General features: G+C 54.4%; 12 protein-coding genes and 1 pseudogene. 4 read left to right on the forward strand and 9 right to left on the reverse strand.

Annotated features, from left to right (window positions below):
• Window positions 1-170 precede the first annotated feature (170 nt).
• On the reverse strand, window positions 171-860 hold the full coding sequence (locus tag WDN02_RS06750) for a sulfotransferase domain-containing protein (protein ID WP_337292762.1): 690 nt from the start codon (window positions 858-860) through the stop codon (window positions 171-173).
• Between the two features lie 592 nt (window positions 861-1,452).
• Between WDN02_RS06750 and miaA the strand changes: the two genes are divergently transcribed.
• Window positions 1,453-2,379, forward strand: a complete 927-nt coding sequence (miaA, locus tag WDN02_RS06755) for a tRNA (adenosine(37)-N6)-dimethylallyltransferase MiaA (protein ID WP_337292763.1) — start codon at window positions 1,453-1,455, stop codon at window positions 2,377-2,379.
• A 98-nt stretch (window positions 2,380-2,477) separates the two neighbouring features.
• Here miaA and WDN02_RS06760 read toward each other — a convergent pair whose 3' ends face one another.
• The gene (locus tag WDN02_RS06760; protein ID WP_337292764.1) at window positions 2,478-2,876 is read right to left on the reverse strand and encodes a hypothetical protein; all 399 of its coding nucleotides are present in this window, start codon (window positions 2,874-2,876) and stop codon (window positions 2,478-2,480) included.
• A 118-nt stretch (window positions 2,877-2,994) separates the two neighbouring features.
• Entirely contained in the window at window positions 2,995-3,267 is a 273-nt protein-coding gene (locus WDN02_RS06765) for a hypothetical protein (RefSeq protein WP_337292765.1), read from the reverse strand.
• A 2,369-nt stretch (window positions 3,268-5,636) separates the two neighbouring features.
• Here WDN02_RS06765 and WDN02_RS06770 point away from each other — a divergent pair.
• Entirely contained in the window at window positions 5,637-6,482 is an 846-nt protein-coding gene (locus WDN02_RS06770; protein WP_337292766.1) for a glycosyltransferase, read from the forward strand.
• A gap of 361 nt (window positions 6,483-6,843) precedes the next feature.
• Here WDN02_RS06770 and WDN02_RS06775 read toward each other — a convergent pair whose 3' ends face one another.
• The gene (locus WDN02_RS06775; protein WP_337292767.1) at window positions 6,844-7,776 is read right to left on the reverse strand and encodes an IS5 family transposase; all 933 of its coding nucleotides are present in this window, start codon (window positions 7,774-7,776) and stop codon (window positions 6,844-6,846) included.
• Between the two features lie 171 nt (window positions 7,777-7,947).
• Between WDN02_RS06775 and WDN02_RS06780 the strand changes: the two are divergent.
• A pseudogene (locus tag WDN02_RS06780) lies at window positions 7,948-8,289 on the forward strand (transposase); the annotation flags it as partial.
• Window positions 8,290-8,672: 383 nt separating this feature from the next.
• A complete protein-coding gene (locus WDN02_RS06785) occupies window positions 8,673-9,644 on the forward strand; it encodes a UDP-glucuronic acid decarboxylase family protein (protein ID WP_337292768.1) in 972 nt (323 codons plus the stop codon).
• Between the two features lie 14 nt (window positions 9,645-9,658).
• On the opposite strand, the gene WDN02_RS06790 is transcribed toward WDN02_RS06785, so the two are convergent.
• The 5 genes from WDN02_RS06790 to WDN02_RS06810 form a co-directional block, all read right to left on the reverse strand.
• The gene (locus WDN02_RS06790; protein WP_337292769.1) at window positions 9,659-10,966 is read right to left on the reverse strand and encodes a UDP-glucose/GDP-mannose dehydrogenase family protein; all 1,308 of its coding nucleotides are present in this window, start codon (window positions 10,964-10,966) and stop codon (window positions 9,659-9,661) included.
• 343 nt (window positions 10,967-11,309) lie between these two features.
• Window positions 11,310-12,032 carry a 50S ribosomal protein L11 methyltransferase gene (locus tag WDN02_RS06795; RefSeq protein ID WP_337292770.1) on the reverse strand — a complete coding sequence of 241 codons (723 nt, stop codon included), beginning with the start codon at window positions 12,030-12,032 and terminating at the stop codon, window positions 11,310-11,312.
• A 14-nt stretch (window positions 12,033-12,046) separates the two neighbouring features.
• Window positions 12,047-12,955: a hypothetical protein gene (locus WDN02_RS06800; protein ID WP_337292771.1), complete on the reverse strand. Its 909-nt coding sequence runs from the start codon at window positions 12,953-12,955 to the stop codon at window positions 12,047-12,049.
• Window positions 12,931-13,551: a class I SAM-dependent methyltransferase gene (locus WDN02_RS06805; RefSeq protein WP_337292772.1), complete on the reverse strand. Its 621-nt coding sequence runs from the start codon at window positions 13,549-13,551 to the stop codon at window positions 12,931-12,933. The genes WDN02_RS06800 and WDN02_RS06805 overlap by 25 nt, the downstream gene beginning before the upstream one ends.
• On the reverse strand, window positions 13,548-14,630 hold the full coding sequence (locus WDN02_RS06810; protein ID WP_337292773.1) for a glycosyltransferase family 2 protein: 1,083 nt from the start codon (window positions 14,628-14,630) through the stop codon (window positions 13,548-13,550). Before WDN02_RS06810 ends, WDN02_RS06805 begins: the two co-directional genes overlap by 4 nt.
• Window positions 14,631-14,943 lie beyond the last annotated feature (313 nt).

Genomic DNA, 14,943 nt, shown 5'->3' on the forward strand with positions numbered 1-14,943 from the left:
AGGCGCTCCCACTACACTTTCAGATCGACAACTTCTTGCCGTGGATCGGGGCCGAGTTTGGGATGAGCGAACGCACAGGAGTAACTTTATGAATGCCGCTGGGGCATTCGGGGAAAAGGGGAACGGTTCCTGATTTGGCTCAAAGCCTTCGATCTACTCGCCGCATCCGGTTAACTCGATGTCGGCACGGAGTGCGGGAAGCCGTATTTTAACATCAAGTCTCCGTGCATGCGCCAGAACAGATCCAAATCGTCACCTTGGAGCTGTTCTATATTTTCAATGTCATTGCCGCATCGGAAAAAATTTGCGTTCGTCGACTTTAGATCAGCGAACGACGGAAAACTGACTCTGACGATCGGGCGGCCAATAAAAGAAGAGACATTTTCAACGACTTTATAGGGATTGCTGAGCAAGTCGTCGTACTTCAACAGCAATGTGTCGTGACGCTCCATTGGTGTCCATTGCTTAAGGTGTTCGCCCCACGAGCCAAACAAACATTCGCCCACGACAATGCCTCTCGCAGAAACCGTCGCGCTCGAAGCAAAATTTCTCATATAGTGATAGTAAGAGATAATGGCGGACCGCCCATCACGAACGACGTAAATCGCCTTGGCATTATCGCGGGGCGCGTCGTGCGTTTTGACAAAGAATATTTCGTTCGATCGCTTCGCTTGTTTGTAGAACTTCTTCTGATCCAATCCGTGGTTAACGTGCCCAACAGCAGATCGCAATTCCGGGCACGCACCGATGTCGCCGCTGTCGTCATATAATGAGTATGTATTGAGTTCGAAGCATCTCAATAAGAGTGTGCGCAAGAGCGTATTCCCGGAACGAGGATACGAGGCGAGCCATACAATCATTCTGAATCCAGCGTTGCCATTCGCTATCTAATGCGCTTGGACGAGATTTTTCCAGCGAAGCTTTGAAAGTAAATGGATATTTTGGTGCGTAATCTCGGGAAGTTTTGGAAGCTTGTTCTCAATATATTGAAATTCCTCACGAATGTCTGGCCGTATCCCGTCACACGAATAGATTGCCCAACGGAGATGTCCAGGGAAAGACCGTCATCTGCATACGAGGCTAATTCGAGGGGTGTCGCTCGTCCCGACACTTCGCGAACGAGTTCGTTAAGCGATACGATTCAGACGCGGAAGTGCCACGCAGACGGGAATCGCCCGCAGTGAGCGTAATGCCCGTGGCGAGCAGGACTGGTGCGACAATCACTCAGCAACCACGGCGCGCGCTTCGCCTCACCCTGCGATCTCTGTCGCCTGCCAGTTAAACTGGCACTTATGGACGCTTCGTGCGCGATCACGGTGGAACCCCTATCGGCGAGGGGCGGGTTGGCCGCGGCCGGACGCTGGCTGAACGACGAGGTCCTTGCACTCGCGGCTGGCGCTGGTCGCATGCGACCGCAGACAAATGCTGCTCCATGAGTCATAAGAATTTTCCATGGCGGAAAATAGATTTTCAGCGTTTCTGATCGCAGGTCCGACGGCCAGCGGCAAGTCGCATCTCGCGTTGCGTCTCGCTAAGCGTTGGGGCGCGGCCGTCGTCAACGCCGATTCGATGCAGGTCTATCGCGACCTTCGTGTCCTCACTTCCCGGCCGACCGCAGCAGACGAGACGCGCGCGCCCCATATGCTCTTCGGCCACGTCGATGGCGCCGTGAATTATTCGGTTGGCTGCTATGTGGAAGATGTGGGAAGGGTCCTCCTGCGGTTACGCGCCGAAGGCCGGCTTCCGATCTTCGTCGGCGGCACGGGACTCTACTTCAAGGCGCTGACTCAAGGCTTATCGGAGATTCCGCGCGTGCCCGAATCGATCCGGGCCGAATGGCGGGCGCGGGCCGAGAGGACGTCCGTCGCCGCACTTCACGCCGAACTTGCGGCGCGCGATCCGATCATGGCCGTGCGGCTGCGGCCAAGCGATCCGCAGCGTATTTTGCGTGCGCTGGAGGTCCATGCTGCGACGGGGGAGAGCCTCGCGTTCTTCCAAGGCGCGAAACGCAAGCCGTTGCTCGACATCTCCGCCTGCCGCGCGATTTTTCTTGCGCCGGAGCGCGATACACTAAGGGTGGCGATCGATCGGCGCTTCGATACAATGCTTCAGTCCGGCGCTTTGGATGAAGTCGCATCGCTCAAACGCCGCGGCCTCGATCCGGCACTGCCGGTGATGCGAGCGCTGGGTGTGCCGCCGTTGCTTCGTCATCTCAAAAGCGAGACCGATCTCGACGCAGCCGCTGATCTCGTCAAGCGCGAAAGCCGCGCCTATGCGAAACGGCAATTCACCTTTGCGCGACACCAGCTTCCGCAGTTTTCGTGGGTGACGCCAGACGCGGCCGAGGTCGCTTTGCAGGGCAGCCTGCCGGATACATAACCGCGGATTACGAAAAGAATCATTTTTCTTTCACCGCAGGTTCTCATGATGAGTCGGCACTTGCGTCTTGTCGTAAGCATTGGCCTAAGGCCGCAGGCTTAATTTGCTTTGGAGCGTTTGGCGGGTTTGCGCGACCAGCGTTTGGCAAGGATGGCGAGTTCGTCAGTGATCCATTCGACGTTGACGAGGGCCGGATCGAAGTTTTCGGGCATCCACTGGTAATGACGACATCCCCGTCGCGCCACCTGTCGGTGAGGACGCTGAGGAGGTGGAAACTCCGGCGCCCATCGAAGAGGAGCCGAGCGGTTTTGCCGCGAAGATGCCGTGGCGACTTGAACTGGAATGCGCCAAGTTTCTGTGCACGATCGGTTTAAGGAAGGATAGCCCTTTCCTATGGGAGCATGCCAACCGACGAAGGAATGCGGCTGAGAAGCCGGCCTGAATTGGTCGTATTTACGATCAAACAATAACGCGCAGCCTTTCGGCGGCTTTTTCATGCTCGGTGCGAGGCGTCGGAAAGCCCGTTGCGGCTAAATAGTTTCAACTCGATATCAGCGCAAGATGCACGGCGAGAGGCTGCGGTTGAAGACTGTGCAGATGAGGCAGTAGATATCATCATAGGCCGGCCGCTTGTTTAATAAGTGAATCGTCTATCGTGCCCTGCATCAACATGGCATTGGCATCCGCCCATCCATCAAACCAATCTCGTCGCGAGTTATAGCGATACCAAAGAAACGGATTTTCGGAACGCGGCAGGCGATAGAGGCGCGCGTTCCATCCCTTGTCCGTTGCTGACGTGGCGTGGCTCCGGAGAAGCGCCTGCTCCGCAGAGCCGAGTTCTTGTCGCGTATCATCCAGAAACGCTGCTGGTGCAATCCGACCGCCCATAGGAACTCCAATCCCTCAACCTCTATTTTTTAATCTTCACTACTATAGCGCACAATTAGCATAGCCGCGTGTTAGATATCTACTCTGGATGTCAAGAAGGCGAGGATGCGTTGGGGATGAGCATACCTATGGGGAGTTTGTTGCGACGCGAGCGAGCTTTTAGAAGGGGATCGGTACGATTGTCCGTGGAGTTGGTAGAGAGCGACACTTCCGCCGCCGAGCAGTGTGCGGGCTACCAAGCAGCGGGCGAAGCATGGCTAGCGTATGTCCCAGCCCAGCACATAGCAACTCTCAGAGAGCGCCGGGTAAGTCTCAACTGATGCAGCCGCCCTTCGGGCGGCTTTTTCATGCCCTGTGCGGGGGGCGCTAACCTGAGGTGATCACACTGACCGCTGAGGTTTTGAGGGAGATTGTCTCCTACGATCCGGAGACTGAAATATTTCGCTGGCGCGCTGATCGTTCCATCTGCGTTAAAGCCGGAGCGCGAGCGGGTTGCAGTCGTGAAGACGGCTGACTCCAAACTAAGATTTCAAGGAAATGCTACCTGAACGCGCCTCGCGTGCTTTTATACAACCAGTGAGTGGCCCGAAGATAAAAACGACCATTGCGATCTTGACAGAGCTAACGGCCGATGGGGCAATCTTCGTAAGGCGACCCGCTCGCGGAATGTGGGCGATAGGCGTGTTCGGCCGGGCGCCATCAGTGGCCTCAAGGGGCTGCATTGGCACAAGGATAGCAACAAGTGGCCTTCCGAAATCAGGTTTGGAGGCGATCGACATCACTTCGGGTATTTTGATCGCTTGGCCGCGGCTCACTTAAAATATCTTGTTGAAGCCGATAAGCATTTCGGCGAATTCGCGACAGCGGCTTAAGCGATGGTGGGCCTGTATTTCCCGATGCCGACCTATCAAGGCGCGATGCTTTCAGGGGTTGGCGGGGCCGGCGGCGGGACCGTGCTAAGTTCACCCGCTCTGGCCCCACCTGATCTCAGCAATCTTCCGCCGCTGCGGCACGGTCAACCACGGCGCCCTCGTTTGACAGTGACAGTCAAAACCGTGCGGCCGCGCGCGACGGCGCCTTGGTCGGCCAGATGCTCCCGACCGGGGGCAACAGCGGTACGGCCGCGGTGAATGTGGCCCGCACCTTGAAGGTCGATCAGCGCGCCGCTCAACGCCGATCAGCAGGAACAAGTCAGAAAGATTCTCGGTGCCTATGCCCGGCGCAACGGTATCGAATTGCCGGGCAGCGGGTTGCTCTCACGCGGTCTGCGAAACGATAAGCCCGGCAACATCGACAGGACCGCCTAAACGCCGCCACCAATCTGATTAGCCGATATTCGAAGGCCGGTATCAATACCGTCTCGGGTATTATCAATAAATGGGTGCGTCGTTTGACGGCAACAATACCGCGAACTATGCCGCGTCCGTTGCGGGCAACCTTGGCCTCGATCGCAACACACGGCTTGATCTTTCCAACCCGAGGATGCGGCAGGCGGTGGCTTCGACGATGAGCATGTTCGAGAACGGGACCGGCGCGCGCGGCCGCAGCTTCGCAAGGGGACGGCCGAGGCCAGCCAATCGTCCCGCAGACGCCATTGCCGCGGCGTTTCAAGGATTTGCAACAAGCTATTCTAGCAATGGAAGGGTAGGCTCTCTACAAAAGCGCTTATGCGCAAGGCGCCCTGTGTCCGCAGGCCCTCGACGCGGCTGCCGAGAATTATTACCAGACCGGCGGACTACTGCCGCCGGGCATGGGTCGAGGAATGCAAGGATCGTCTGTGATGAATTCCATCATCACATGTGCGACGGAAATGCACCCCGACGCCGATTGGTCGCAGTGACCCGGCATCGCGGTCAATTCGCTGATCAACACCTACGCCCGGGCAATGAAGCCGACCGGGCAGATCACGGTCTCCGACTTTCATCACGCCCACGATATTCTTGATCAGGCGTGGTCGCAGTGATCAGAGCGATGCCGGGCTTGACCAGATACAGAGGGAAATTGATTTCGCTGCATCGTCGTCGGCTAAAACGTGGCGCGAGTATCGCGAAGGTGGCCCTAAGGCCGATCAGCAGCTTTCTGTGCCGCCGCAGCGCGGCGGTCCGAACGCGCCGCAGCCGTCCGATGGCGGTCAATAGACAACGTTGCAGGGTGGCAAAGGAGTACGAGTGCCACGAACGCGGGGCGCTTAACTGAGCGCTATCGTTCGGTATCGGCCCGGCCGAGACGCAGGGAAAGAATGCGTTCGTATCTCCTGCTATTTACTTTGCGCGGCGCCTGCCTTCAAGTCTGCGTGATAAGCCAAGCCAGACGGCGACTCGACTCAGCCTTGTCCCTAGGAAACGAAAATCGGATGCGGAGGTAACGGCTTGTCAGAGTTTTTTATCGTAATCCCGACGCATAATTCGGCGGATTATCTCGAACGATGCTTGGCGAGCATCCTGCTGACACAGCCAGGCAGCCATCGCGTTCACGTCCATGTCCAAGACAATTCCTCCACGGATGACACGCGCAAGATTGCAGAGGCGTGGGCCGCGCGGGGAGTAACGTTCTCGTCAGAGAACGACCGCGGTATCTATGACGCGATAAACCGCGCCGCGAAAAGCATACGTACCCGGCAGATTATGACATGGCTTGGCTCCGACGACATGCTGCTGCCTGGAACGCTGGCAACCGTGGCGTCGATCTTTAATGAACTTCCAAATGTAGAATGGCTAACCGGGCTCCCTTTCATAGGGCGAGATGACAAAGGAAATTTCACCCCTTGGGGACAGCAGAAGTTCACTCGAAAAAATTTGAGTGCCGGCTTGCATGATGGAAGACGGAAGAACTTCATCATGCAGGAAGGGACTTTCTGGCGTAGCGAGCTTTGGTTGGACAGCGGCGGCTTAAATCCTGAGTTTCGCCTCGCAGGAGACTGGGATCTTTGGCGGCGGTTCGCACGAACGGCAGCGCTTTATACGGTCGATTTTTCGCTTGCGAGATTTACCCAACGAGAGGGGCAAGCCTCGGCCGATTTGGAGGGGTACTATAAGGAAGTGGATGCTGCCAATCGCGAAGAAGCGGTAAAGGATAGAAAATTCTATCGTCTCATGCGAAGTCCCCAAGACGGGAGTTGGAAGGTCAAATCTGAGACACTTCGATTCTTCGCTAAGTCGCACCCGCACGAAAAACGCTTTTCGAACATCTTAAATAAGTTGTGGCCTCACGCATAATGTTCCCGTCCCTAGGAAGGGACTTCCTCGCGTAGCGAGCTTTGGTTGGACGGCGGCGGCTTAAACCCAGAGTTTCTCACCTTGCAGGAGACCGGGATCTTTGGCGGCGGTTCGCACAAATGGCAGCGCTTTGATACGGCAGATTTTTCGCTCGCGGGATTTACCCAACGAGGCGAAGCGGAAAACGCAGCGAGTCGCTGGGAGACCTGTGCGCGGGCAGCCTTTATTATTGAATTAGCTGACTTTTGGCGTGGTTATCGTTGTTCCGCTTTTCGACCGCCGCACTGTTGTCCCGCTACAGCCGTTGAGCCGCGATTGAGGATGGTTTCTTGTGATCAAGCCTTTGATTCAAGCCTTTGATTCAAGCCTTGGCGGCGATCGTGAGCGTGCGTTTCATATTGTAGGCGATGGCGGTGAAATGGATTTGCACAGCAGCTTTGGCAAGTCCTCGCCATCGCATGCGTCGAAGACCGTAGCTGCGTTTCCAGGTCCCGAAGATCGTCTCGATCCGCCCGCGGATGCGGTGAATGGGCCGGTTCCAGGCATGAAGGCGTGCCGATGTTTCGGCTTCGTCACGGCCCCACATGCCGGTGGCGACGATACGAGGCGTCCCGCCCTTCGCACGCACGGCCGCCGCGAAATGGCTTCCTCGATAAGCACTGTCGGCAAACACCTCGCCGGGATTGGCCGGCAGAGCATCGGGGCCAGCCCTGCCATCGTTGACATTGGCAGGCGTGACGGCAAGTTCCTCGACAAGGGCAGTATCGGCATCGGCGCCGACATGGGCCTTGAAACCATGAACCGCCGGTCTGCCCTTGTGTTTGACCCAATGCGCTTCGCCGTCACCCTCGCTGGTCGAGGCAATGATCGTCGCATCGACAAGCGTGCCGGTCTTCACACGGATCGCCTTTGCCTTGAGCTGACGAGTGATTTCCTCGAACAGGATCCTGTCCAAGCCATGGCCAACAAGGGCCTTTCGGAAACGCACAAAAGCCGTGCGCTCGGGTGTCGGCTCCGAAACCGAAAATCCGCAGAAGCGTCGGAACGAGCCTCTGTCATCCAGCGCCTCGGCAAGCTTGACGTCTGACAAGTCGTACCAGATTGAAAGCAGCATCGCCTTGAACAACGACAGTGGCGGCCAGGCCGGCTCTCCCTTGGCAGCACAGGAAATCACACGCAGGGCACAATCGATCGGCGTCCAGTCGATCAGTTCGACAAGATCATCCAGCGAGGAGCGTTGGTCGCGATCAGTGGCAAAACCAAATCTCTCCTGACCAATGCGCCGACGTGCCATCGCATTCCTCAATCCATTGTTCAGACCAATGGAATCATAAATGCCAACCCTCGTCCAGCGACCCGCGCACAGGTCTCATTAGAGCGTTTCACTGATTTATAGAATCGGGACGATTCCCTTTCTGTGAGGTTTGTGATTCAAGATGCTGGCTGGGCCGGAGGCCAGCATCGAATGGCCGGACCTCTTTCAAATGACTTGCGGGAGCGTGTTGTGGCGGCGGTTCTTGCAGGCGAGAGCTGCCGTTCGGTAGCGGAGCGGTTCAGTGTTGCGATCTCGTCGGTCGTGAAGTGGTCGCAGCGGTATCGGTCAACCGGTTCTGTCGCGCCGGCCAGGATGGGCGGGCATCGCAAGCGCGTTCTCGATCCGCACCGGGCTTTCATCGCCGAGCGGATCGAGCAGACACCGCATCTGACGCTACATGGACTGAAGAAGGAACTGGCGGCCCGCGGCGTGAGCGTGTCGCACAATGCCGTTTGGCTGTTCCTGCGGCGCGAGGGATTGCGGTTCAAAAAAAACTTTGTTCGCCCTTGCGATTTAGGCATTTCCGTGTATCCGAATGATCTAGCCCTTCGGGATAATCTGGCTCGCTCAAGAACCGGCGCTGGCTACGGCGCCTCCACGTTCTGCTCAAGCGCGAAGGTCACGCAGTGAACCATAAAGCTCTTCTGGTTTCATCATAAGGAGAACTCATTTGCGCTGCCGAGGCGGCCACGAACGGACAATCGGTACAGGGACACCGATAGTGTGCCCTGCGGGGGAACGCGAATGTAAGAGCGTAAGAGCCGTGTTGAGCGCAACTGGATAATTTAGGCTAAGGTCAATTTGCTTTTCTTGCTTATTGTTTCTAAGTAACGGCTGCATGTTGCCGCATTAGCAGAGTCGAAGAGAAATATCGTATGTTCCTTGGCCAAAAACGTATTCTTGTGACGGGTGGCGCTGGGTTTCTTGGAAGCCACTTATGCACGCATCTTCTTAACGAGGGCCATGAAGTCCTCTGCGTCGACAATTTTTTTACCGGCACTCGTGGCAACATTGCCAGTCTAATCGGCAATGAAAGATTCGAGCTATTACGCCACGACATCACTTTTCCGCTGTTCGTCGAAGTCGACGAAATTTACAATCTCGCCTGTCCCGCCTCACCGATCCATTATCAATTGGACCCTGTCCAGACAACGAAGACTAGCGTGCTCGGCGCCATCAATACACTCGGTCTGGCGAAGCGGCTGAAAATTCCTATCATGCAGGCGTCGACCTCGGAGGTCTACGGCGACCCCATCCTCCACCCGCAGCCCGAATCCTATTGGGGCAATGTTAATCCGGTAGGTCCCCGCTCCTGCTACGATGAAGGTAAGCGCTGCGCTGAAACTCTGTTTTTCGATTATCACCGGCAGCATAAATTGAAGATCAAGGTGGCGCGCATATTCAATACTTATGGCCCTTTTATGCGTCCTGACGACGGCCGCGTCGTCTCCAATTTCATCTGCCAAGCGTTACTCGGAAGGGAGATAACTGTCTTTGGCGACGGATCGCAGACACGCTCATTTTGTTTCGTCACCGACCTGATCGACGGTTTCGTCAGACTTATGAATTCCCCAGTTCATCTCACCGGTCCGATTAATCTTGGTAATCCCGCGGAGTTCTCAGTGGGCGAGCTGGCCAAAAAAGTCATCACCATGACCGGTTCAAAATCGAGAATCGTCACGCGGCCCCTGCCGCAAGACGATCCTAAGCAGCGTCAGCCCGACATAACACTCGCCCGGCAACAGCTTGGCTGGGAGCCCGTTGTCTCCCTTGAACAAGGCCTTATCCTCACGATCGCCTATTTCGAAAACCTCCTCAAAGAGCGGGGTACCAAGGCCCTTGCGTAGCCTGTTATCTTGAATTAGAGATTAGGTCGTCCGATGCTGAGGTATTTGAAGCCCTTGCCGCGCAATTCGTCCGGCGAATAGATATTGCGCAGATCGACGAGAATTGGCTCGATCAACAGCGACTTGACGCGGTCGAGATCGAGCGCGCGGAAGGCATCCCATTCGGTGACGATGACGAGCGCCGAGGCATCCTTGCAGCAGCTATAGGGGTCGCTGCAATAATTCAGCTTGTCCAGATAGTGACGCGCCTGGTCCATACCCTCAGGATCGAAAGCATTGACCTTGGCGCCGGCATCTTGAAGCGCCGTGATGATCGCGATCGACGGCGAATCGCGCATGTCGTCGGTGTTGGGCTTGAAGGTAAGGCCGAGCACAGCAATCGTCTTGTTGCGTACGTTGCCGCCGCACGCCGCGAGCACCTTGCGCGCCATCGCACGCTTGCGTTGGTCGTTCACCGCCGCGACCGTCTCAACGATGCGGATCGGCGCGCCATAATCCTGCGCCGTCTTGATCAGGGCCTGCGTGTCCTTGGGGAAGCAGGAGCCACCATAGCCGGGCCCGGCATGCAGAAATTTTGAGCCGATGCGATTGTCGAGGCCGATGCCGCGCGCGACCTCCTGCACATTCGCGCCCACTTCCTCGCAGAGGCTCGCAATCTCGTTGATGAATGTGATCTTGGTCGCGAGGAAGGCGTTCGCCGCATATTTGGTCAGTTCCGACGTGCGGCGGCTGGTGACGAGGATCGGCGCCTGGTTGAGATAGAGCGGCCGATAGACCTCACGCATCACGGCTTCGGCACGCGGGTCCTCGACGCCGATGACGATGCGATCCGGCCGCTTGAAGTCGGCGATCGCAGCGCCTTCGCGCAGGAACTCCGGATTGGAGACGACGGCAAATTCGGCGTCCGGCCGCACTTCGCGAATGATGCGCTCGACCTCGTCGCCGGTGCCCACCGGGACAGTGGATTTCGTCACGATGACCGTGAAGCCATTGATCGCCGCGGCAATGTCGCGCGCCGCCTGATAGACATAGGTGAGATCGGCATGACCATCGCCGCGCCGCGACGGCGTGCCGACGGCGATGAACACCGCCTGGGCCTCACGCACAGCCGAGAGATCATCGGCGAATGTCAGCCGGTTCTGACGGACGTTGGTCATCACCAGTTCGGCCAGGCCGGGCTCGTAGATCGGCATCTTGCCGGACTTCAGCGCCTCGATCTTCGCGGGATCATTGTCGATGCAGCAGACCTTGTGACCGAAATCCGCGAAACAGGCTCCCGAGACCAGGCCCACATAGCCTGAGCCGACCATAGCGATTTTCACTTTTCGTTCCTCAAGTTAGCCGGCATAACCGATTGCCGTTCTCTTGTACCTCAAGAGCAATACCGTGCGAAAGTCGTTAACAATACTCCGTGCGGGGGGTGTGGCTCTGCCCTAACCGTCTGCAGCGAGACGCATCCAGAGAACCTCGCCTCTGCAGAACTCCAATCCTCGAGAACTGATTGACGAGGGCGGACCGAGGCAGGGAAGGGATTAAATTGTTCCTGCGGCGCGCAGGGACATTATAGAAAGTCCGGCATCCTACCGAAGCGATGCCACACCTTGCCACAATTTATCGCCCGGACTCAGCCAGTTGGGCCAAAAAAGACAGGCTCATTGACTCCCACTAACCGCTACTACGCGGATAGGCTAAAAGCCAGTGCATTTGTTCAGGACGGCCTTCTGAAAGCGCGTCCCAACGAATTTCCTCGTCACAGTCTTCCAACAACTCGACTTCGCGCGCATCACGATCCTCGCTGGTCACAAAATGCAGCAAATGAGTTGCGAAAAGTTTCTGTTCTAGGAATTCTGTCACGCCTGGATCGACAAAATCATGGCACTCAATGAGGATCATGGACGAACTCAAAAGATCATTTGAAAGGGCTTCGAAGATTTGCCGTTCACAACCTTCGCAGTCGACAATAAAAGCAGTTTTCTTATTCTTGCTCAAAATTGGCTCCAACGAGGATCGGGTAGCACGGGTCTGAAAATAGAAACGATCTTCCACGCTATTTATTTTCGCGGCTCTTTCACAGATGCGCAGGGCCTCCATCTCGATATCGAAAGCGTAAATTTTGGCGGTGCTTAGTCGTTTGGCCAAACCGACGGCGTAGTAACCTTCGGCGCATCCAATATTTATTACTACTTCTGGGTTGTTATAAACCATCCTCTCGATGTCGCCAGAAAGTTCCGTTTCATAGACACCAAGTAATTTTTGAAGTATTTGGCCGCCGTACCAACTTGCATCTTTTATCACTCTCATCCCTTTGAAAACGCCACTATGAACTTTTCCGTCAAGCTTTTCAAAGAGACGCTCTTGAAAACTGAGCAGACGTTCGTCGGTTTGCATGCTCTGCATCTTGATTAATAATGCGAGATATTCGAGAGGCTGGCTCTCTCGACGTCAGAAAGATAGCTACCTTCTTTATAAAGAAGGCCGGATCTAAGGTACTCAGGAAGCATCTTACTGCTATAAGTTAGATGAACTGCGCCTATTTTGCGGTAGGGAATCGCGTCGACGACTACGGCTCCATTTCGTCGAACAGCTGATCCGATATGGCAATTATAATTGTGAAGTGCTTCTAAAACGCCAAGGGCGCCCCGACTATAGACTAAGTAGTTTAGAACCGTCTGTTCGGCCAGATGACTTTGGTAATGATCTTCGAATTCGCCTTCGAATATACGAATGAGCTCAGACGCCCAAAGACTCCAAATCGGATTGTCCATACGCATGGCGAAAAGACCGCTACTGAGTATTGCGTGATCCGCATAAGTTTCGGCGATAGTCGCCCCATAGCATCCCCGGAACCAGTGTCGAGCGTATCGCATGAACTCCATGCCGTCCGCAAAATGATACTTGTATGAAACGTCTATGAGAGGGGAAATAGCCACCTTCTCGGGATTTTTCTTTGCGATATCGATGTACAAATTCAGTGACTCGATATTCTGTATCCAAATATCGGAGTCGCACCAAAGGTAAACCTCATGGTCGGGAAAAATAGAAGGGAGAAACGGTCGACATAACTGTGCGTCCTGATATTGTTTGACAGCGGAATTTAGCTTTATTGGCAGATATTTCGCGCGATCAAACGCACTAATTGTCACACCATGCTCTTTCATCCAGGTCAATGTTTCTGGCGAGCAGCCTATATCGACCAAGCATAATGAAAGATTGATTGAGTTTTTGTCGACAAGACTTAACACTAGGCCTTTCGCAAGCGGGGCATAAGTTTCGTCTGTAGAGAAGATTAAGGCTGTAGAATTGCCTGCCACGATTTGTGCCCTCTGCGATTATAACTCTTTGGCCGGAAATCATTCGGCATCCTCATCCACCAAAGCGTTTCAGTTGTAAAAACCGCTATTTTTAGCTCTTCGGCTATTAAGTTGACTTCGGCGATGACGTCCGGCCACATTTGGCAATAATCATGCCCGCACATAACCGCGCCTGGCTTCATAAACTGAAGCCAAAAACGCAGGTTCGTTCGCAAGAACGGATTATGATGCATCGCATCGTCGAATAGAACGTCAACCGGTTGCCGCCAATTTGTAAAATCTTGAGGACTATAGCCTTGAAGCGGCGTAATGTTTTTGTAACTTTTCGTGAAATTGTTGAAAGCTTCTCGGGAGAAAATGGGACAGTTAGGTATTTTGGTTTCGACCAGATCGATAATCCATTGCTCCCTGACCCACGGATCAATGCAGAAGACCGTGCTACCAAGCGGCGCCGATGATGCCCACGTTACACTGGAAAGGCCGAAGAGGGAGCCAATTTCGACGATTTGCGCGTTCTGGGGAGCGCCAGCGGCAATTGCCTCGATGCCTCGTAGTTCGTTTTCGGTCATTTGACCGGGAATTGATAGATCGATCATGATTTGGCGCTTTCGAATGTCCTTTTGAAGAAGCCAAGGCCACGCCTGGTTTTTCTCCCCCTACCGTTTTCCAGGGGGCTGCTTTGGGTTTCGGCGCTTGAGACGTTTTTGATAGGCCCATATCTTGCGATCATGTCGTTGCAACGCGCGGCGCCCAGTACGCGGCTTAATATGTCAAATTGTATTACAATGTGGTTGGCTATCTCTCGACGAATGAGATCGGAATGCTCAGATGGAAAATGGCCCGGTAGGTGACGCCCCCCAAGGATTGGGTTGAAGCTGAAATTATTTTTCCTGTGCATTCTAAACGCCGACAGTGATTCACTGATCGTGATTGTTCCAGCTATGCTATGAGCATAAGTGACGAGATAGAAATCAGCGCAAATCCTTAGCCGATCAACATTGTCTGGCATAATCAGTTCGAGCACATCTCGTCGAAACATGAGAGATGACATTGCGACGACATTCCAGCCCTCCGCATACGGCTCGATATAGCGAATTGACGCGGGACGTTTTTTGAAGGTGATATGATTGTCGAAGATATTCCCGAGCGCATCCGTAGGTATTTCCTTGATTTTGGCGTCTTCTTCGGAGTGCGTGCGAAATTTTGATAAAGAATGGAACGTCGATTCAAGAATGTGGCCGTGTTCGTTTATTTGAATAGTATCTGATGCCGTCAAGGCGGCCGAGAATGAAGAATTTAGGTGGGCTTCAAGATGTGTCTTCAAGAAGTCTGTAATAATAAGGTCGTCAGCGTCCATTAAAACAATGAATGGAGCTGTACTATTTTCGATGCCTGCTTTGATCGCACCCATTTGGCCGAGGTTTTTACCGAGCCGTAGGCAACGGAATCGGCTGTCGTCAGTCTCTCTAATAAAATCGGATATTTTGTCGAACGAGTCGTCGGTGGAGCAGTCATCGACCACTAAACATTCGAAGTTTGGATATGTCTGATCCTGAACAGACTTCGCGGCTGCTATCAGAAACTTTGAGTAATTATAGCAGGTTATGATGACAGTGATTTCTGGCAGAGCGAGTGGATATATAAATCTGCACTCCTGCGAAGTGATTTCGATCATGAAGGTCTAAATCCTTTCCCGGGTTGCGCTTTCTAAACATTTTCAGGCTGCGATGAATGCTATGACGAGTAATAAATGTGTTACTTGACTCGTTAGCACACTAGGAATCGCTGCGAAATCCTGCCGACCAATCCTTGGATTTTTATCTAGCTGCGCGCAGTGTCATGGCGTTAGCTAAAGTGGGTGCCGTGAACACAAGGAAGGAGAACGTGTTTGAGAATGTGAATCCGATTATTTTAGGGCATGATTCATCTGATCTGCTCCCGGCAAACTGGATCGTTTTTAGGTAGAGTTTTCCGTTGGCTGATTCCTC

The organism is Methylovirgula sp. (genome assembly GCF_037200945.1).
Lineage (GTDB): Bacteria > Pseudomonadota > Alphaproteobacteria > Rhizobiales > Beijerinckiaceae > Methylovirgula.